The organism is Mycetocola zhadangensis (genome assembly GCF_003668565.1).
In the GTDB taxonomy this organism is placed as follows: Bacteria; Actinomycetota; Actinomycetes; order Actinomycetales; family Microbacteriaceae; genus Mycetocola_A; species Mycetocola_A zhadangensis.
Window position 1 is genome coordinate 840,705 of record NZ_RCWJ01000002.1, and the last position, 18,691, is coordinate 859,395.

Consider the following 18,691-nt stretch of genomic DNA (forward strand, 5'->3'; position numbering starts at 1 on the left):
CGCGTCGCCACTTGATGGCACTCTGGGAATGTGACTCCCGAGAACAACACGTCCCTTCGTGATCTGACGCGTATCGCGACCTTCACGGCCATCATCGCTGTACTCGGGCTTCCCGGCGCGATTCCGCTGTTCGGCAACGCCGTTCCCATCACCCTGCAAACACTCGGGGTGATGCTCGCCGGCGCGATCCTCGGCTGGTGGCGAGGTGCCGCCTCGGTGCTCGCGCTCCTGTTGCTTGTTGCTGCTGGCCTGCCGCTTCTGTCGGGCGGACGCGGCGGTATCGGCGTGTTCTTCGGCGCCTCGGTCGGATACCTCATCGGTTTCGCCTTCGGCGCAGCGGTGACCGGGCTGATCGTGCACGCCGGCGCAACGAAGCCGACGTGGTTACGCGTCGCTGTCGGGTCGTTCGTCGGGGGAGTGCTCACCGTCTACCTCTTCGGCATCCCGCTTCAGGCCCTCGTGACCGGAATTCCGCTCTCGGTCACCGCGATCGCCAGCACGGCGTTCCTGCCGGGGGACCTGGTCAAGGTCGCCCTCTCGACAGGTTTGGTGATGGCGGTGTGGCGCGCGTACCCCCGGGCGTTCAGTTTCTCGAGGAAACCCCGAGCAGCAGAGTTCGCACCGTTGCCGTGAACTCCGACGCGGTCGCGCTCGTCGTCGGGAATGCCCGGCTGACCTACGGCGACCTTCGCGAACGAGTTGCATCCTGGCCGGGCAACATCGTCGACGGCCAGCTCGTCCCGCTGCGGTCGGTTGATCCGATCGAACTCGTGGTCGCAGCGCTTGCCGTTCGAGAGCGGGGCGGAGTGCCTGCCATTGGCGACATCCGCTGGAGCGAGGGGCACTGGGCCGAGCTGGCCCGGTCGGTCAACGACGCCGAGCTCCCCCCAGGCGCCGCGTGGGCGACGTTCAGTTCGGGCAGCACAGGGTCACCGCGCGTCATTGTGCGCGACGCTCGCTCGTGGTCGACATCGTTCCCAGCACTCACCCGCCTGATGGCCCTCACCCCAAACGACGTCGTGCTCCTGCCGTCTCCCCTCGTGTCGTCCCTGTCGATGTTCTCGATCGCACACGTGCTCGACGCTGGTGCGACGGTGATGCTTCCCGCCAACTCAGCGGTGTCCGCCGCCGAGTGCGAACCAGCCACCGCCCTGCACGGAACCCCGGGCGCACTGGGAAGCATCCTCGACCGCATCGACGCCGGCGCGCGCACGCACCTCCGACTGGCGCTGATCGGCGGAGCGCACCTCGACGCGACCCTGCGCTCGAGGGCAGAGAAGGCTGGCATTCGCGTGGTCAGCTACTACGGCGCAGCCGAGTTGTCGTTTGTGGCCGTCGACGAAGCCGGTCACGGTCTGCGCGCATTCGACGGAGTCGAGCTGCGGGTTGTCGATGGTGAACTCTGGAGTCGGTCGCCATACGCGGCGCTTGGCTATCTCCCTGGCGAAACCGGGTCGTTCCGCACCGACGCGAACGGGTGGTCCTCGGTCGGTGACTCAGCGACCCTCAGCGTCGACGGCATCCTCACCCTCCAGGGCCGACGCGACGGAGCGATCCTGACAGCAGCGGCCACCGTTGTTCCCGAAGACGTCGAGGCCGTGTTGCGTACACTCGATGGAGTGAAGAATTCCGTCGTCTTCGGCGCACCCCACCCCCGGCTCGGTTCGCTGGTCTGTGCCGTGATTGAGCCGGAAGATGCCAGCACCCCGCCGACGTCGGCCGCACTGCGCGCTGCCTGCCGCGACCGCCTGGGTGTCGCCCAGATCCCTCGGCGCTGGTACCTCGCACCCAAACTTCCGCTGACGTCGAGCGGCAAACCTGCACGCGCGGTTATCGCGCGCGACGCACTCGCCGAGCGGATGCTCCGACTTGCGTAACAGCGTCGCCACCGTCATCGCCGCGCGGCGAACACCGATAGCGACGGTCGGCCAGCGTCTGGCGGCGTTCTCCGTCGACTCCCTGGCGGCGTCGAGCCTCTGCGCGACGCTGACCGACGCGCAGCTGGCGCTCGGCAACCAGCCAGCAATCGGCGACGTGGTCCTGGGCAACTGCATGGGCCCCGGCGGCAACACCGCCAGGGTTGCATCCCTCGCCGCAGGGATAGACGTGACGGTTCCCGGAATGACGGTGGACCGCCAGTGCGGCTCGGGCCTGGCAGCAGTGCTGGTTGCGGCCGAGCAGATTGCGGCTGGCAGTCGATCAATGCGGCTCGCCGGAGGTGCTGAGAGCGCGTCGACCGCGCCGACCCGTATTGCGAAGAACACGGCATACGCTCGTGCCGCGTTCGCGCCAGAGGGGTTCCCCGACCCGGATATGGGGCCTGCGGCCGAAGCCCTCGCGGGCACGCGGAGGATCTCACGTGACCAGCAGGATGCCTACGCCCTCCGCAGTCACGATCGGGCGGTCGACGCTCGGAACTCCGGCCGGTTCATCAACGAACTCGTGACGATCGGCGATGTCACCACCGATGACGGCCCACGCCCGATGAGCAGGGCGATGCTCGCGCGGTTTGCGCCGGTCTTTGCGACAGACACCAGCGGAACGGTCACCGCAGGCAACTCGTGCCGCGTCAGCGACGGTGCGGCAACCGTCGCACTCGTTCCGGATGCCGACCGCGGAAGCGCGCCGGGGCTCGCGCTGATCGGCAGTGCCACCGTCGGCTGTGACCCGGCGACACCTGGGCTCGGTCCCGCGTTCGCCATTGAGTCCCTGCTCGAACAAACCGGAGTCCGCCTCGACGATATCGAGGCTGTCGAGATCGTTGAGGCCTTCGCCGCGCAGGCACTCGCTGTGCTCTGGGAGATCGGCCTAGCGTCGGCGAACACCGTGGATGACCGGGTGTGCGCGGACGGCGGAGCACTCGCCCTCGGGCACCCCTGGGGTGCAAGCGGCGCGGTCAGCGTGGTGCGGCTCTTCTCGCGCCTGGTGCGTTCAGGTCGTCCCGCAGGCACCCTCGGGCTGGCGACAGCAGCGATCGGCGGCGGCATGGGCGTCGCAGCACTCTTTCGGGTGGTGCGGTGAGTACCCGCGAAATCGTGCTGAACGGGGTGTCGGTCGACTACGGCAACCGACTCGCGCTTGAGAACGTCAGCACGCGGCTCGACGCCCACCGCATCGCCGTGATCGGGGCAAACGGGTCGGGCAAATCCACCTTCGCCCGGCTGCTCAACGGGCTCGAAGCACCGACGTCAGGCAGCCTCAGTGTGCACGGCCTCGACCCCGTTCGGCAGGGCAAGCAACTCCGTCGCCACGTCGGTTTCGTCTTCACCAACCCGGACGCGCAGATCGTCATGCCGACGGTCGCTGAGGACGTGGCCTTCTCGCTGAGGGGGCGTGGACTGTCCAAGTCCGAAATCGCGGGCCGCGTGGCATCCGTTCTCGCCCAAAACGGGTTGGGCGACCACGCCGATGCGCCTGCCCACACCCTCTCCGGCGGGCAAAAACAACTTCTGGCCCTCTGCTCGGTGCTTGTGGGCGAACCTGACCTTCTCGTCGCCGACGAGCCGACGACACTGCTCGACGCGGCAAACACCCGCCGGATCGCCGACCTGTTCTCGGCCCTCGAGCAACAGATTGTTCTCGTCACCCACAACCTCCGGCTCGCCGAGCGATGCGATATCGCTCTGCGGTTCGACGGCGGAAGGCTCGTTGAGCAGGGCGACCCGGTTGATGTGGTCGGTCGATACGAACGCGAGTTCGCCTGATGCAGCCTCTCGGTCTCTACCGGCCGGGGTCGAGCGTTCTGCACCGGGCGGGCGCAGGCGTCAAACTGATCAGCCTGTTTGTGCTGGCGCTTGCGGCATCGGTGCCGCCGCCATCGATCTGGCTGCTCGGTGGGCTGTCGGTTCTCGTTGTCACGCTGTACCTGCTGGCCGGGCTTGGCTTTCGCGAACTCGCGCGGCAAATCCTGATGATTCGGTGGCTGATACTCCTGGTCACGGTCACCGGGCTGCTCTTCCTGCCGCTCGATGTCGCCCTGGCCAACGTCACCCGGATGACGCTGGTGATCGTGCTCGCCGGGCTGGTCACGCTCACCACACGCACGTCTGCTCTTCTCGATGCTTTCGAGGTCGCGCTGTCACCGTTGCGGTTCGCCGGAATCAACCCGCAACGGATCAGCCTCGTTCTTGCCCTGTCCATCCGCACCGTTCCGGTGATCGCCGGGTTCGCACAGCAGTTGCGCGACGCCCAGCGGTCCCGGGGCGGGCGGGTCAGTATCCGGGCGTTCGTGGTTCCGCTGCTCGTTCTCTCGCTGCGGCACTCCGACGACCTGGCCGACGCCCTCATCGCCAGGGGCGCCGACTGAACTAACGCGCCGGCGTTGGAACCGCCGTTAGAGTTGGAGCGTGACCCTCGGCGACTCTCTCACCCTCACCGGCCTGCGCGTGCGCGCTCACCACGGTGTTTACGACTTCGAACGCGAGAACGGCCAGGACTTCGTGATCGACCTGACGGTCGGCATCGACCTCCGCAGAGCCGCCGAAAGCGATGACGTGACGACGACCATCCACTACGGCGAACTGGCCGAACGTGTCGCCGCTGCCGTTGCGTCCGACCCGGTCGACCTGATTGAGACCGTCGCCGAACGCATCGCCGCCCTGGTGCTGTCGTACCCGGCCGCTCAGGACGTGCGGGTGACCGTGCACAAACCAGACGCGCCCATCCCTGTCCCGTTCGGCGATGTTGCCGTCACCATCGTGAGGACAGCCGCCGACCGGAAGGCCCGGAGCGAGGCCGCATCATGACGCCGATCCCCAAGCCGTCGATCCACCCGCCGGTGCGCCGGGCCTCGCAGTTGCCCGGTCATGACACAGCTGTTGTGCTCGCTCTCGGCAGCAACCTCGGCGACCGCGAAGCGACGCTGGCCGCCGGGCTCGAAGCCCTTACCGCTGCCGGGGTGCGAATCACCGCGGTGTCGGCATTCGCGGCATCGGTTGCCGTGAAACCGGGCGGGCCCGACCCGTCGGCGCCCGGCTATCTCAACGCCGTCGCGCTTGTGCGAACCGACCTGAGCCCGCGAGCCCTGCTCGACGTCATCCACACCGTCGAGGCCGACCTCGGCCGGGTTCGACTCGAGCACTGGGGCGACCGCACGCTCGACATCGACATCGTGACGTTCGGCACCCGCATCGTCGCCGAACCCGACCTCGACATTCCGCACCCTCGCGCGGCCGAACGGGACTTCGTGCTCGCGCCGTGGCTCGAGGTCGACCCGGATGCCGAGCTCCCAGGGCACGGCAGGGTCGACGCCCTGCTCGCGTCCCTTCGCGCCGCGGGAGCCTCGGCATGACCCGCACCCGCGCGACGCCGCTCATCGGCCTCGGCGTGCTCGGCCTCGTGCTCGGCTTCCTCATTGAGTTCGGGTCAGAGGCGATGGGCAACGCGCTCGTTGTTCCGCCGATCAGCCTTCCGCTCACCCTTGTGGTGGTTGGCGCCATTCTCATCGGTTTCTCCCTGCCAATCCGGCGCGCGGTCACCGGCAAATCACGAACACAGGTCGACCCGTTCCAGGCCCTGCGTATCGTCGCACTCGCCCGCGCCTCGTCGCGGGTCGGCGCATTGCTCATCGGTGTGACCCTCGGAGCGTTGCTGTATTTCACGACCCGTCCCGTGCTGCCGGGGGTAGGCTCGATGTGGCTGACGATAGGCTCATGCGTTGGTGCCGCGCTCCTCATGGCGGCCGGTCTTATTGCCGAACACCTGTGCACACTGCCGAAGGACGATGACGATGACGCACCCGGAGCACCTCCCACTTCCTGATCACGCCACCGAGTACGACGCGACCGCGTTCGACCCTTCGCGACCGGGTGAGGGGCGCAGCGATCCGACGCTCATTCCGCAGTTGCCGGTTGAGCAGCCGACCGCGCGGCCTGAACAGCTCGACGACCGTGGCGGCCCCGCGAGCTCCGCACCGCGCCACCTCGATCTCACCGACGTCGAATGGCGGCGGGTGTCACCGAAATTCATCATCGTCGACGTGCTCGGCTATCTCATCACTGCTGTGGTCATTCTGGTCGCCGCCCTGGTGCTGCACTTCGTCCTCGACCAGCTGTGGGTCTGGTGGGTGGCCGGCCCGCTCCTTCTCATCGACCTGGTCTCGGCTGCGCTCGCGCCACGTCGCATCCGTTCAATCGGTTATCAACTGCGAAACGACGATCTCCTCTTCCGCCGCGGCATCATGTGGCAGCGCCTCGTCGCCGTTCCATACGGCAGGATGCAGCTGATCGACATCAACCGCGGCCCCGTCGCCCGCGCGTTCGGCCTCGCCGAACTCAAATTCGTCACCGCGTCGACGTCGACCGGAATTCTCCTTCCCGGCCTCCCGATCGAGGAGGCGGAAGCGTTGCGCGACCACCTCGTCGCAGTGGCCGAAAGCCGACGGACAGGGCTGTGAGCGACGACCGCTGGCAGGCCGAGCCCCCGCCAAATGTTGCGCAGCCGAACTCGGATTACGTCCAGGTTCCGGATGCCACGAGCGGGCTTGCGCAAATGGCAAACGACGAGCGCACCTCGCGAACGCTTACCGATGGTGAATGGCACCGGCTGCACCCGGCGACCCCGCTGCTTCGCGGGGGTATCGCGATGCTCGCCATCATCGGATTTCTCATCGCCAACCTGCGCGAGCGGCTCGTCGAGATCTTCCTGCCAGGGGCGAGCGAATTCGACTCGGGAGAGTACGACCCGCTGACCTACGTCTGGGAACACGGTTACGTCGGGCCGCTGCTGCTCGGCCTGCTGATCGTTCTCATCGTCGTGCTCGGAACCTTCTTCCTGTCCTGGCGGATGCATACCTTCCGCGTCACAGACGAAGCCGTCGAAGTGCGAAGCGGAATCCTGTTCCGCACTCACCGCAAGGCGAAGCTCGACCGGATTCAGGGCGTCGGCATCAACAGGCAGCTTCTGCCACGCATCTTCGGCGCCGCCAAAATGGAGGTGAGCGTCGCGGGCCAGGACGCCAGCGTCAAGCTGGAGTACCTGTACTCGAGGGACGCAGACGACCTTCGCCGCGACGTGTTGACCCTTGCCTCCGGAGTGAAACTGGCCGAGGCCGGCATCGCGGCGCGACCGACCGTCGGACCGGATGGCATCGAGTCACCGAACGACCCCGCGCTCAACCGGCTCGTCACCGATCGGGTTCACGAGTTCCTCGCCCCGGAGCTCGACCCCAACGCGGCGCCGCCTGAGTCGGTCGTGCGCATCTCGATCGGCCGGCTCATCGGGTCGACGGTGCTCAGCTCGGGGACCGTCTTTTTGATCGTGCTTGCCGTTGTGATGATCGTGTCCGTTGTGAACGGTCAGGTCTGGTCGCTGCTCTGGTTTGTGCCGAGCGTCATCGGTTTTGTGAGCTACTACTCGTCTACGGTGATGAAGTCCCTGCGCTACAGCATCGCCAAGACACCAGCCGGCGTTCGGGTCGGGTTCGGTCTGCTCTCGACGAGCAACGACACCCTCCCGCCGGGCCGGATCCACGCTGTCGAGATTTACCAGTCGGTGATCTGGCGACCGTTCGACTGGTGGCAGGTCAAGATCAACAAGGCCGGGCTGAGCGCCGAGGCCGCGATGAGCGGCAAAGGCAACACAACGATCCTGCCTGTTGGTAACCTCACCGACGTTGCGAAGGTGCTCGAGCTGATGCTCGACAACGTGTCTGCCGACGCGGCACTGGTCGAACTGACCAGTGCGTTCCGCGAGCCGGAGCGGTCCGGGTTCACCCTCGCGCCACGTCGCGCCCGCTGGATCAACCCATTCGCCTGGCGCCGCACGGGCTACGCCGTTCACGACGGACTTCTGCTGTTTCGGCGCGGTGTCATCTGGCGCAAACTCGACCTGCTGCCGCTCGCACGGATGCAAAGCATCGCCGTGTCGCAGGGGCCCCTTGAACGGGGCTTCCGCCTCGCGACGGCCCGCGCGCACACCGTCGCCGGTCCGATCAGCGCAAACCTGCCCGCGATCGGATCGGATGAGGCGATCGGCCTGTTCGAGCGCGTATCTCTGGCGGCCGTCGAGGCGTCAGCGGCCGATCGAACCCACCGCTGGGCAGAGAAGCAGGTCGACGCGTGAGCGCGCGAGCCGGTCGACTCGGCATCGGAATCATCGGAGCCGGCCACGTCGGTCCGATTCTCGGTGCAGCCCTCGCCGGGGCCGGCCACGCGATTATCGGCATCAGCGCTGTCTCCGAGGAGAGCCGCGACCGGGCAGAAGCGATCCTTCCCTCGGTGCCGATCCTCGAGATCCCAGCGATCATCGAGCGCAGCGAACTGGTGATCCTCGCCGTTCCAGACGCCGAACTTTCGGCTCTCGTCGACGGACTCGCCGCGACCTCGACCTGGCGGCCCGGCCAGCTTGTGATGCACACCGCTGCCGGATTCGGCACAGCGGTTCTCGCTCCGGCCCAGGCGCTCGGAGCCATTCCCCTGGCCATCCACCCGGCCATGGACTTCACTGGAACCAGCATCGACATCGGTCGGCTTCACGAAACCTGGTTTGCGGTCACCGCACCGGCACCCGTTCAGCCCATCGGCCAGGCGCTCGTTGTCGAAATGGGTGGAGAGCCGGTCATCATCGCCGATGAGGACAGGGCAGCGTACGCCGAGGCAATCGAAATCGCCACAGCGTTCTCACGATCCATCGTTTCGCAGGCGACAGGCATCCTCTCGGATATCGGCGTGGAGCACCCGGGCGGGTTCCTCTCTTCCCTGGTGCGTTCGTCAGTCGACAATGCGCTGCGCGAGACATCGAGACCAGAGGCCATCGAGCCTCTCGACTTCGACGCCGACGATCGATAATCGCACCACCGGGTAGCATCGGGGAGTGACCGACAGCATTACGAATATCCGCGCACGAATCGCCGACGCCCGCCGTGAGGCCGAGGCTCGCGGGATCTCGTCGCCGCGGGTCGTGCTCGTCCCGACCATGGGTGCCCTGCACGACGGGCACCTTCGTCTCGTCGACGAAGCAAAGAAGCTCGGTGAAATCGTCGTGGTCTCGATCTTCGTGAACCCGCTGCAGTTCGGCCCCCACGAGGATCTGTCCGCTTACCCGCGCACGCTCGATGCGGACGTCGCTCGGCTCGCCGAGCACGACGTGCACCTCGTTTTCGCACCAACACCCGCCGAGATGTACCCGGACGGCGACGCGAGTACACGGGTGACCGCCGGTGAGGTGGGGTTCACGTTTGAAGGGCGCACCCGTCCTGGTCACTTCGACGGCATGCTGACCGTCGTCTCGAAGCTCTTTCACATAGTCTCGCCGGATGTCGCGGTATTCGGTGAGAAGGATCGTCAGCAGTTGTTCCTGGTGAAGCGAATGGTGAAGGATCTCAACGTTCCGGTCGAGGTGCATGGAGTCGCTATCGTGCGTGCAGACGATGGACTGGCGCTCTCGAGCCGGAACGCGTTCCTCTCCGAAGGTGAGCGACGTTCGGCGCTTGTTCTGTCAGCGGCGCTCGACGCTGCGGAGTTCTCGCAGAGCTCGGGCGTCGATGCAGCTTTGGCCGCTGCGCACTCGGTTCTCGATGGCGAAACCTCGATCGACCTCGACTATCTGGCGGCCGTCGACCCGGAAACGTTTTCTCCTGTCGACGACACACACGTTGGCCAGGCCGTGCTGCTGATCGCCGCTCGGGTTGGAACGACGCGACTGATTGACAACCGCACTCTCGCCGTTTCCTGAACCACACCGGGGATGCCGCCACGCCCGAGTAAACTGAACTGACCCCAAAAGGAGACGTCCCGTAATGACCCAAGCCCCACCCGTTGCAGAGGCCACCGAACCCACCGCTGAAGAGATCTTCGAACAGAAGGCCGTGCGGTTGGCCAAGCGCGAGCGCCTCATCGCGAGCGCATCGGATGCTGCAGGCGGGGCATACCCGGTCTCTGTTCCGGTCACGACGACGATCCCCGAGGTTCGCGCGAAGTTCGGGCACCTCGAAGCCGATGAGACCACGGGGGAGACGGTCGGCATCGCCGGACGCATAGTTTTCCTCCGCAACACTGGGAAACTCTGCTTCGCCACCCTGCAGTCCGGCGACGGCAGCCGCATCCAGGCGATGGTGTCGCTCGCCGAGGTTGGTGCGGAGTCGCTCGCCGAGTGGAAGGAACTTGTCGACCTCGGCGACCACCTCTTCGTCTCTGGCGAGGTGATCTCCAGCCGCCGCGGCGAGCTGTCTGTCATGGTGAACGAGTGGACGATCGCATCGAAGGCGATCCTGCCGCTGCCCAACCTGCACAACGAACTCAGCGAAGAAAGCCGCGTCCGCAGCCGCTACCTTGACCTCATCGCTCGTGAGCAGGCCCGCCAGAACGTGATCCAGCGGTCGAAGGCCGTGTCGAGCCTCCGCGCAACCTTCACAGAGCGTGGCTTCCTCGAGATCGAAACCCCGATGCTTCAGGTCATGCACGGAGGCGCGTCGGCCCGACCGTTCAAGACGCACTCGAATGCCTTCGACACCGAGCTGTTCCTGCGCATCGCGCCCGAGCTGTACCTCAAGCGGGCCGTCGTCGGCGGCATCGACCGGGTTTTCGAGATCAACCGCAACTTCCGCAACGAAGGAGCCGACTCCACGCACAGCCCGGAGTTCGCCATGCTCGAAGCGTACGAGGCGTACGGCGACTACAACTCCATCGCCGACCTCACCCAGACACTGATTCAGGACGCGGCGATGGCCGTTGCCGGTTCACACACCGTGACCTGGGCCGACGGCACCGAGTACAACCTCGGCGGAACGTGGGCGCGCATCTCCATGTTCGAGAGCCTCAGCGAGGCTGTTGGGACAAAGATCACCCCTGAGACTCCGCTCGACGAACTCAAGGCGCTCGCCGACCGTGAGGGCATCGTGGTGCCGCACCCCATTCACGGCAAGTACATCGAGGAACTGTGGGAGCACTTCGTGAAGGGCGGCCTCGTCGCTCCGACGTTCGTGATGGACTTCCCGGTCGACACCTCACCGCTCGTTCGTGCCCACCGCTCGAAGAGCGGCGTCGTCGAGAAGTGGGACCTGTACATCCGCGGCTTCGAACTCGCAACCGGGTACTCCGAGCTGGTCGATCCCGTTGTGCAGCGTGAGCGTTTCGTCGAACAGGCGCGGCTGGCCGCCGGCGGTGACGTCGAGGCCATGCGACTCGACGAGGAATTCCTTCGAGCGCTCGAACACGGCATGCCGCCGACCGGTGGCATGGGCATGGGCATCGACCGTCTGCTGATGGCTCTCACCGGACTCGGAATCCGCGAAACCATCCTGTTCCCCCTGGTGAAATAATGAATGACTTTCTCCCGAAAGACGTGATCGATCCGAAGGATCCCAAAAAGCCGTCCGGAAACCGCATAGCGATCTGGGTCATCGTCGGAGGGGTTGGCGTTTACCTGCTTGCCAGCGGAATCTGGGGCATTCTTACCTAGCCAGCCCACAGCATCCGCTCGGGAAAATGGGGGTACTCTTGACGATGTCATGGACAACTTCTGGATAAACGCGCTCTGGTCGCTCGCCCCGACCGTTCTTGTCGGAGTGGCTTTCTGGGTCATCATGCGCTCGATCATCCGCTCGGATCGGAACGAACGTGCGGCATACGCGAAGATCGAGGCCTCCGAGCGCGCACGCCTCGGCCTGCCGCCCGCAGCCGGCGCAGCGAATGGCCCGTCGTTCGACGCTTAGGCATCGGAGCGTGACCGGCCGCGTCGCCTTCGGCGGATAGGCTGGGTGCGGCACCCGATGACAGGAGCGGTTCGTGGACGTTGCGTCATTGTGGTCAGACGCCTGGACGCGACTCTGGGAGTGGCTCTGGAATGACTGGACCATCGTCCTCTTCTTCCTGGTCGACTTCGTCATTCGGGTTATCGCGGTCATCGTCGTTCCGCGCAATCGGCGGCCCACAGCCGGGATGGCCTGGCTTCTCGCCATCTTCCTGATCCCATACGTGGGAGTGCTCGCCTTTCTCCTGATCGGCAACCCCAAGCTGCCAAGGTACAGGCGCAAGGTGCAGGCGGACATCAACGAGTTCATTCGAATAGCCTCCGAGAACCTTCCCAAACAGGAGTTGCGGCCGAACCCGCAAGCCTGGTTCTCGTCCCTGGTGCAGCTCAACCGCAACCTCGGTGCGCTTCCGTTGCTCGGCGGCAACAAGGCAGCGCTGCTCGGCGACTACAACGGGTCGCTCGCCGCGATGACCGAGGCGATCGACAGCGCGAAGCACCACGTCAACATTGAGTTCTACATCTTTAGCTGCGATTCGACCACAGCGCCGTTCTTCGACGCGATGGAGCGCGCCGTCGCTCGAGGCGTCGAGGTGCGCGTGCTGCTCGACCACGTGGCCAACATGCGCACGAAGGGGTACGGCAAGACCAAGCGGCGTCTCGACCAGATCGGCGCCGACTGGCATCTCATGCTGCCGCTGCAACCCTGGCGCGGCAAGTTCCAGCGACCGGACCTGCGCAACCACCGCAAGCTCCTCGTGATCGACGGGCGCGTCGCATTCATGGGATCGCAGAACGTGATCGACCGTTCGTACAACAAGCGCGCCAACATTCGGAGGGGCCTGCAGTGGCAGGAACTCATCACCCGGGTCGAGGGTCCGGTTGTCGGGGCGATCCAGGCCATCTTCTTCAGCGACTGGTACAGCGAAACCGGCGACATGCTCTCGAACGAGATCGACCTCGTTGACCCGGATGTGCACGACGGCGACCTCGACTGCCAGATCGTGCCGAGCGGCCCGGGCTTCGATGGCGAGAACAACCTGCGCCTCTTCCTCGGGCTACTCTATGCGGCGCAGAAACGCATAGTCATCACGAGCCCGTACTTTGTGCCTGACGAGTCCATGCTCTACGCCGTCACCACGGCCGTGCAGCGGGGAATCCCGGTCGACCTCTTCGTGTCGGAGATCGGCGACCAGGCACTGGTCTATCACGCACAGCGTTCGTACTACGAGGCGCTGCTTCGCGCCGGCGTGCGGATCTACCTGTACCCGGCGCCGTACATCCTGCACGCCAAGCACTTCACGATCGACGACGAGGTTGCAGTGATCGGCTCGAGCAACATGGACATGCGCTCGTTCGGGCTCAACCTGGAGGTGTCGCTCATGGTGCGCGGGGGATCGTTCGTGAACGACATGCGCGCTGTCGAAGACGAGTATCGGCTCAAGAGCCGCGAACTCACGCTCGACGAGTGGATGAAGCAGCCGCTGCGCTCGACGGTGCTCGACAACCTCGCCCGCCTCAGCTCAGCCCTTCAGTAGCGCTCACGCTTTCACGCACGAACGAGAACGTCGCCGACCTCACACTCGAGCACGTCACAGATGGCGACGAGCGTCGAGAAACGAATGGCCCGCGCCCGATCGTTCTTCAGAACCGAAAGGTTCACAATGCTGATCCCGACCCGCTCACTCAGCTCGGTCAGTGTCATCGAGCGTTCCGCAAGCAGCTCGTCAAGTCGACAACGGATGCCTGTGGGCTCGTCATCCGCGCCACCCACTAGACGAGACCTTCGGTTTCGCGCTGCAGCCGTTCGCCCGCCTTGAAGGCAAGGGCTACCGCTGCGAGTGCCGCGGCCACGATGTATGGCAGCAGATTTCCGCTCGCGACGACATTGTCGTAGCTTCGCTCGCTGAGGGTCGCGAAGGCGCCGTTCACTCCCATAATCGTGAAGAGTCCGCTCAGCGCCGTGCCGACCACGAGCACCACAGAGGTGGTGACCACGAGCCTCGTGTTGGTGCGAGAGAACGCACGACCGAGCATGAGGTTCCGGCAGAGAATAGCTCCGCAGGCCACGATCGCCAATGTCATGAGCAACTGGGCGATTACAGCCGCGATGAGCGAAACGATCACGATGCCGGGCAGCCCCGACACCGTCAGCACCGCTGAATCCACCTCGACCCCGATCATGGACCCGTTCGGGCCGATGGGAAGCTCAGTCGTTGTGTCGACAAACGGTGCCAGGACCTCGATGTCGGAGTTCGGCACGATCGCCGCAATTCGGGAGACCGCGTGCGCGATTGCGATGACGGCGACGATGATGCCGAGAACGACGACGGTCCACAGGTCGGCTCGGTCGGATCGGGTCAGGCGGACGGATGCCTCGGTGCTCACAGTGCTTCCTATCGATAGTCGATAACAACGATTATCGATAACCTACTGGGGTCTGTGGTGGTTCGTCAACTGCGCTGTGTTTCGGGCGGCACGAGACGCCCGTGGCGGCATAGTGTGGCGACATGGAAGCATGGCTGGCCGCCGGAGCCGGCGCACTCGCCGGGGGAGCGCTGCTCGTTGGGGCGCTCATCGCCTGGTTCGTGCGCGTGCCCAAGCCGATCGTCGCCGCAATCATGGCCTTTGGTTCCGGGGTGCTCATCTCGGCGCTGGCCTTCGACCTGGTCGAGGAGGCGGCGGAGCAGGGCGGCTTCTGGCCCGCCATGGCGGGATTCCTTTCGGGGGCTGTCGTATACGTCGCCGCGAACGTCATCCTCGATCGGGTGAACGCACGGAATCGCCGAGGCGGGAGAGAGTCCCCCGGGACCGGCACCGGAATTGCTATCGGCGCCCTCCTCGACGGAATTCCTGAGACCGCGGTACTTGGTCTCAGCATGGTCGCGGGAGGTCAGCTCAGCATTCCTGTCCTGTTGGCGATCATCATCTCGAACATTCCGGAGGGTCTCGCCTCGACCGCGGAGCTGAAGTCCGACAAACGGAGCGCGAAGTACGTTTTCACGCTGTGGATCGGCATCGCCCTTGCCTGTGCGCTCTCTTCGCTCGCCGGTTTCGTACTGTTGCAGCCCGTGCCACCCGCTGGAACGGCTTTTGTGACCGCGATCGCGGCTGGCGCCATCCTTGCCATGATCTGCGACACCATGATCCCCGAGGCGTTCCGTGACGCGAAGGCGATCACCGGACTCATCGCCACCATCGGCTTCTTCGTCAGTTTTGGCATCCACCAGCTGGGCTAAGCGACTTCCGGTCGCGCGATTAAGTCGAATGGAGGCGCTTTTGACGTAATCGCGCGACCGGAAGGCCGTCAGGGTCTCCAGCCGCGAGACACGAGCGCTGCTCGGACGCGAGCAACCAGTTCTTCAGGTCGGCTCAACAGTGCCGCCGTCACCTGAATGACAATCCACCCTGCAGCGCGCAAGCCTTCAATACGTTCGATGTCTTTCGCGTATCGGGTGCCGTGTACCTGCCCCTGGTATTCAATGGCGATGCGATATCGCGGGTAGACCATGTCAACACAGGCCAGAAAGCCGAGCGGCCCATCAACGTCCATGTTCAGCAGCGGCTCCGGCAAGCCCGCCCTAACGAGAACGACACGGCACAGCGACTCCCGGGGTGACCACGAGTCCTCGCGGATCAGTTCGAGCGCCTCCCGGAGGCGGGCGGCGCCGACACGGCGGCTTGCAGCGAGCGCAGCAGCAAGTCTTTCGCGTGTGGTCAGCGGAGGAGCACCGGCTTTCGGACGGAGGAAGCCGTGGCGCCACCGTCGGCAGAAATAGTCTCCGACGACGACCAGGTCGTCAACCGGCAGGGTGCCGAGCGACGCCCACACCGACGCCGGGCTGGCGAGGCGCATCCCGGCTCTCGTCGTCGTCATCGCTGTGGTTCGGTGGTCTGCGCGGTGTCCACGTACCCCGCGGCTGCGTGGAATCGCGTTTCCGCGGAAGACACAGACATCGATGGCGATCGGGGTGGGAATCGCGATGGGGGCGCCCCAAAGTGTGGCGGCGGTGTGATGGCTGAAGAACTCGACTGGGCGCATGCGCAATGCGTAAGCACGTGCCAAGGTGCGCACGTCCCGAACGCGGGCCTCGAAGTCGTCGAGGCGGATGGCATCCGTCGTGGAAGAGTCGTCGAATCTTGCCCGAACGCCGGTGAATGGCGCCGTTAGATCTTCGCCCTCAAGGCGACCGCGCTTCACCCCTAGCGCTCGTGCATCGGCAAGGCTGAAGACGGGCCCGAGGCTCGGCGGGAGCGGGTCGGGCGTTCTCATGTCGGAATACTGACACGACATGAGAGTTGACCGCCGGTGTTATCCACAGGCCGGGCAACCGCTCGAGAAGACCCGCTTGTCGCGAGAGGCCTGTGAGCGGGTGCGCGCACAGCGAACAAGGGAGTATTACAAAGCTCGTGTGGTTACGCTCTTTGTAACGGTGTCCCCATCCCTGCCCGGTCACCCAAGGAGCGAAAATGTTTGAGAGATTTACCGACCGCGCTCGTCGCGTCGTTGTCTTGGCCCAGGAAGAGGCCAAGATGCTCAACCACAACTACATCGGAACCGAGCACATTCTGCTCGGTCTCATCCACGAGGGTGAAGGTGTCGCCGCAAAGGCTCTTGAGTCGCTCGGCATCTCGCTTGACGCGGTTCGCGAGCAGGTCCAGGACATCATCGGTCAGGGCCAGCAGCAGCCAACAGGCCACATCCCGTTCACCCCGCGTGCCAAGAAGGTGCTTGAGCTGTCGCTCCGCGAAGCCCTTCAGCTCGGCCACAACTACATCGGAACCGAGCACATCCTGCTCGGTCTCATCCGTGAGGGCGAAGGCGTCGCCGCACAGGTGCTCGTCAAGCTCGGAGCCGACCTCAACCGCGTACGCCAGCAGGTCATCCAGCTGCTCTCGGGCTACCAGGGCAAAGAGGCTGCACCGGTCGGCGGCAACACGACCGAGACGACAGCGCAGGGTGGCTCGCAGATCCTCGACCAGTTCGGCCGCAACCTGACGCAGGCTGCGCGCGACAACAAGCTCGACCCGGTCATCGGCCGTGAGAAGGAAATCGAGCGGGTCATGCAGATCCTCTCGCGTCGCTCGAAGAACAACCCGGTTCTCATTGGTGAGCCGGGCGTCGGCAAGACCGCCGTCGTCGAGGGACTCGCGCAGGCGATCGTCAAGGGCGATGTGCCCGAGACGCTGAAAGACAAGCAGCTGTACTCGCTCGACCTCGGCTCACTCATCGCCGGAAGCCGCTACCGCGGTGACTTCGAAGAGCGCCTGAAGAAGGTCACCAAGGAGATCCGCAGCCGCGGTGACATCATCATCTTCATCGATGAGATCCACACCCTCGTTGGTGCTGGGGCCGCTGAAGGCGCGATCGACGCCGCCAGCATCCTCAAGCCGCTCCTGGCCCGTGGCGAACTGCAGACCGTCGGTGCAACAACGCTCGACGAGTACCGCAAGCACTTCGAGAAGGACGCAGCGCTCGAGCGCCGGTTCCAGCCAATCCAGGTCAACGAGCCGTCTCTCCCGCACACCATCAATATCCTCAAGGGACTGCGCGACCGGTACGAGGCTCACCACAAGGTGTCCATCACCGACGGTGCTCTCGTCGCGGCCGCCAATCTGGCCGACCGCTACGTCGCCGACCGGTTCCTGCCGGACAAGGCCATCGACCTGATCGACGAGGCCGGCGCACGCCTGCGTCTCTCGATCCTCTCGAGCCCGCCCGAACTGCGCGAATTCGACGAGAAGATTTCGGTCGTTCGCGGAGCCAAGGAGACGGCGATCGAGGACCAGGACTTCGAGAAGGCAGCATCACTGCGCGACGAGGAGAAGAACCTCCTCGGCGAGCGACTGCGTCTCGAGAAGCAGTGGCGTTCGGGTGACGTGAAGACGACCGCAACGGTCGACGAGGGACTGATCGCTGAAGTTCTGGCTCAGGCCACGGGCATCCCTGTCTTCAAGCTCACCGAAGAAGAGTCGAGCCGACTGGTCTTCATGGAGAAGGCGCTGCACCAGCGCGTCATCGGCCAGGAAGAAGCCATCTCGGCACTGTCGAAGACGATCCGTCGCACCCGCGCCGGACTCAAGGACCCGAAGCGCCCCTCAGGCTCGTTCATCTTCGCCGGCCCGACCGGTGTCGGAAAGACCGAGCTCGCCAAGGCACTCGCAGAGTTCCTGTTCGACGACGAAGACGCCATCATCTCGCTCGACATGAGTGAGTACGGCGAGAAGCACACGGTCTCCCGACTGTTCGGTGCTCCTCCCGGATTCGTCGGATTCGAAGAGGGCGGTCAGCTCACCGAGCGCGTTCGCCGCAAGCCGTTCAGCGTTGTGCTGTTCGACGAGATCGAGAAGGCGCACCCCGACATCTTCAACTCCCTCCTCCAGATCCTCGAAGAGGGTCGGATGACGGATGGCCAGGGCCGGGTTGTCGACTTCAAGAACACCGTCATCATCATGACCACGAACCTCGGTTCGAAGGGCATCGCTGGCGGACCCGTCGGTTTCCAGATCGAGGGCGACACCGTCGCGACCTACCAGATCATGAAGGCCAAGGTCACCGAGGAGCTCAAGAAGCACTTCAAGCCCGAGTTCCTCAACCGTGTTGACGACACCATCGTGTTCCCGCAGCTGTCGAAGCCTGAGCTCCTGCAGATCGTTGACCTCTTCGCGAAGCGACTGAGTGAACGACTGCTCGACCGCGACATGACGATCGACCTGACCCTCGCGGCCAAGGAACGTCTCATCGAGGTCGGCTTCGACCCGGCTCTCGGAGCGCGTCCGCTGCGTCGCGCCATGCAGAACGAGGTCGAGGACCGTCTGAGCGAGCGTATTCTCAACGGACTGCTCAACGCCGGAGACCACGTACACGTGGACTTCGCCGGTGGAGAGTTCGTGTTCGACACCAAGCCCCGCGGTGAGACCGTCGGAGCTGGAGTGAACGCGACCCGTTCGCTCGGCACTGGTCCGGCGACACCTGACCTCGCGGCAGGTAACGTCTAGTCCA

The 18,691-nt window shown here is 65.0% G+C and carries 21 protein-coding genes; 18 read left to right on the top strand and 3 right to left on the bottom strand.

All coding sequences use genetic code 11. The annotated features are described in order from the left end of the window. Positions 1-30 precede the first annotated feature (30 nt). The 16 genes from D9V28_RS10580 to cls all read left to right on the top strand — a co-directional run bounded on the left by D9V28_RS10580 (position 31) and on the right by cls (position 13,226). The gene (locus D9V28_RS10580; protein ID WP_121659638.1) at positions 31-633 is read left to right on the top strand and encodes a biotin transporter BioY; all 603 of its coding nucleotides are present in this window, start codon (positions 31-33) and stop codon (positions 631-633) included. After that, complete coding sequence (locus D9V28_RS10585; RefSeq protein WP_229727790.1) at positions 630-1,877, top strand: class I adenylate-forming enzyme family protein; 1,248 nt, start codon at positions 630-632, stop codon at positions 1,875-1,877. The genes D9V28_RS10580 and D9V28_RS10585 overlap by 4 nt, the downstream gene beginning before the upstream one ends. Continuing rightward, a complete protein-coding gene (locus tag D9V28_RS10590) occupies positions 1,870-3,021 on the top strand; it encodes a thiolase family protein (RefSeq protein ID WP_121659639.1) in 1,152 nt (383 codons plus the stop codon). Before D9V28_RS10585 ends, D9V28_RS10590 begins: the two co-directional genes overlap by 8 nt. Continuing rightward, positions 3,018-3,704 (top strand): energy-coupling factor ABC transporter ATP-binding protein, encoded by a 687-nt coding sequence (locus D9V28_RS10595; RefSeq protein ID WP_220700485.1) that lies wholly within the window; start codon positions 3,018-3,020, stop codon positions 3,702-3,704. Before D9V28_RS10590 ends, D9V28_RS10595 begins: the two co-directional genes overlap by 4 nt. Then, positions 3,704-4,306 (top strand): energy-coupling factor transporter transmembrane component T family protein, encoded by a 603-nt coding sequence (locus D9V28_RS10600; RefSeq protein ID WP_121659640.1) that lies wholly within the window; start codon positions 3,704-3,706, stop codon positions 4,304-4,306. The genes D9V28_RS10595 and D9V28_RS10600 overlap by 1 nt, the downstream gene beginning before the upstream one ends. A gap of 40 nt (positions 4,307-4,346) precedes the next feature. Beyond that, a complete protein-coding gene (gene folB, locus D9V28_RS10605; RefSeq protein ID WP_121659641.1) occupies positions 4,347-4,745 on the top strand; it encodes a dihydroneopterin aldolase in 399 nt (132 codons plus the stop codon). Next, positions 4,742-5,290, top strand: a complete 549-nt coding sequence (folK, locus tag D9V28_RS10610) for a 2-amino-4-hydroxy-6-hydroxymethyldihydropteridine diphosphokinase (protein ID WP_121659642.1) — start codon at positions 4,742-4,744, stop codon at positions 5,288-5,290. Before folB ends, folK begins: the two co-directional genes overlap by 4 nt. Then, positions 5,287-5,760, top strand: coding sequence for a DUF3180 domain-containing protein (locus tag D9V28_RS10615; RefSeq protein WP_121659643.1), 474 nt, complete (start codon positions 5,287-5,289; stop codon positions 5,758-5,760). Before folK ends, D9V28_RS10615 begins: the two co-directional genes overlap by 4 nt. Beyond that, positions 5,723-6,394 (top strand): PH domain-containing protein, encoded by a 672-nt coding sequence (locus D9V28_RS10620; protein WP_229727788.1) that lies wholly within the window; start codon positions 5,723-5,725, stop codon positions 6,392-6,394. Before D9V28_RS10615 ends, D9V28_RS10620 begins: the two co-directional genes overlap by 38 nt. Then, a complete protein-coding gene (locus D9V28_RS10625) occupies positions 6,391-8,061 on the top strand; it encodes a PH domain-containing protein (protein WP_121659645.1) in 1,671 nt (556 codons plus the stop codon). The genes D9V28_RS10620 and D9V28_RS10625 overlap by 4 nt, the downstream gene beginning before the upstream one ends. Further along, positions 8,058-8,786 (top strand): DUF2520 domain-containing protein, encoded by a 729-nt coding sequence (locus D9V28_RS10630; protein ID WP_121659646.1) that lies wholly within the window; start codon positions 8,058-8,060, stop codon positions 8,784-8,786. The genes D9V28_RS10625 and D9V28_RS10630 overlap by 4 nt, the downstream gene beginning before the upstream one ends. 25 nt (positions 8,787-8,811) lie before the next feature. After that, a complete protein-coding gene (panC, locus tag D9V28_RS10635; protein ID WP_121659647.1) occupies positions 8,812-9,672 on the top strand; it encodes a pantoate--beta-alanine ligase in 861 nt (286 codons plus the stop codon). Positions 9,673-9,736: 64 nt separating this feature from the next. Then, positions 9,737-11,257: a lysine--tRNA ligase gene (gene lysS, locus D9V28_RS10640; protein WP_121659648.1), complete on the top strand. Its 1,521-nt coding sequence runs from the start codon at positions 9,737-9,739 to the stop codon at positions 11,255-11,257. Next, a complete protein-coding gene (locus tag D9V28_RS16120; protein ID WP_183086494.1) occupies positions 11,257-11,397 on the top strand; it encodes a hypothetical protein in 141 nt (46 codons plus the stop codon). Before lysS ends, D9V28_RS16120 begins: the two co-directional genes overlap by 1 nt. Positions 11,398-11,446: 49 nt before the next feature. Next, positions 11,447-11,650 carry a hypothetical protein gene (locus D9V28_RS10645; RefSeq protein ID WP_121659649.1) on the top strand — a complete coding sequence of 68 codons (204 nt, stop codon included), beginning with the start codon at positions 11,447-11,449 and terminating at the stop codon, positions 11,648-11,650. A gap of 88 nt (positions 11,651-11,738) precedes the next feature. Next, positions 11,739-13,226, top strand: coding sequence for a cardiolipin synthase (gene cls, locus D9V28_RS10650; RefSeq protein ID WP_371870002.1), 1,488 nt, complete (start codon positions 11,739-11,741; stop codon positions 13,224-13,226). A gap of 11 nt (positions 13,227-13,237) precedes the next feature. On the opposite strand, the gene D9V28_RS10655 is transcribed toward cls, so the two are convergent. Both D9V28_RS10655 and D9V28_RS10660 read right to left on the bottom strand, forming a co-directional pair. Then, entirely contained in the window at positions 13,238-13,462 is a 225-nt protein-coding gene (locus tag D9V28_RS10655; protein WP_121659650.1) for a helix-turn-helix domain-containing protein, read from the bottom strand. Further along, on the bottom strand, positions 13,462-14,076 hold the full coding sequence (locus D9V28_RS10660; protein WP_121659651.1) for a hypothetical protein: 615 nt from the start codon (positions 14,074-14,076) through the stop codon (positions 13,462-13,464). Before D9V28_RS10660 ends, D9V28_RS10655 begins: the two co-directional genes overlap by 1 nt. A 122-nt stretch (positions 14,077-14,198) precedes the next feature. Between D9V28_RS10660 and D9V28_RS10665 the strand changes: the two genes are divergently transcribed. Beyond that, a complete protein-coding gene (locus D9V28_RS10665; RefSeq protein WP_121659652.1) occupies positions 14,199-14,927 on the top strand; it encodes a ZIP family metal transporter in 729 nt (242 codons plus the stop codon). 68 nt (positions 14,928-14,995) lie between these two features. Here the strand turns inward: D9V28_RS10665 and D9V28_RS10670 are convergent, their stop codons facing one another. Further along, on the bottom strand, positions 14,996-15,961 hold the full coding sequence (locus tag D9V28_RS10670) for a hypothetical protein (RefSeq protein WP_147440965.1): 966 nt from the start codon (positions 15,959-15,961) through the stop codon (positions 14,996-14,998). Between the two features lie 197 nt (positions 15,962-16,158). Here D9V28_RS10670 and D9V28_RS10675 point away from each other — a divergent pair, with 197 nt between their 5' ends. Continuing rightward, positions 16,159-18,687, top strand: coding sequence for an ATP-dependent Clp protease ATP-binding subunit (locus tag D9V28_RS10675; RefSeq protein WP_121659654.1), 2,529 nt, complete (start codon positions 16,159-16,161; stop codon positions 18,685-18,687). The last annotated feature ends 4 nt before the right edge of the window (positions 18,688-18,691 follow it).

Excerpts from the sequence above, each read along its gene's own strand:
- D9V28_RS10600 (WP_121659640.1), top strand. The coding sequence starts at position 3,704 with ATGCAGCCTCTCGGTCTCTACCGGCCGGGGTCGAGCGTTCTGCACCGG.
- folK (WP_121659642.1), top strand. The coding sequence starts at position 4,742 with ATGACGCCGATCCCCAAGCCGTCGATCCACCCGCCGGTGCGCCGGGCC.
- D9V28_RS10615 (WP_121659643.1), top strand. The coding sequence starts at position 5,287 with ATGACCCGCACCCGCGCGACGCCGCTCATCGGCCTCGGCGTGCTCGGC.
- D9V28_RS10620 (WP_229727788.1), top strand. The coding sequence starts at position 5,723 with ATGACGATGACGCACCCGGAGCACCTCCCACTTCCTGATCACGCCACC.
- lysS (WP_121659648.1), top strand. The coding sequence starts at position 9,737 with ATGACCCAAGCCCCACCCGTTGCAGAGGCCACCGAACCCACCGCTGAA.
- D9V28_RS16120 (WP_183086494.1), top strand. The coding sequence starts at position 11,257 with ATGAATGACTTTCTCCCGAAAGACGTGATCGATCCGAAGGATCCCAAA.
- D9V28_RS10645 (WP_121659649.1), top strand. The coding sequence starts at position 11,447 with ATGGACAACTTCTGGATAAACGCGCTCTGGTCGCTCGCCCCGACCGTT.
- D9V28_RS10665 (WP_121659652.1), top strand. The coding sequence starts at position 14,199 with ATGGAAGCATGGCTGGCCGCCGGAGCCGGCGCACTCGCCGGGGGAGCG.
- D9V28_RS10670 (WP_147440965.1), bottom strand. The coding sequence starts at position 15,961 with ATGAGAACGCCCGACCCGCTCCCGCCGAGCCTCGGGCCCGTCTTCAGC.
- D9V28_RS10675 (WP_121659654.1), top strand. The coding sequence starts at position 16,159 with ATGTTTGAGAGATTTACCGACCGCGCTCGTCGCGTCGTTGTCTTGGCC.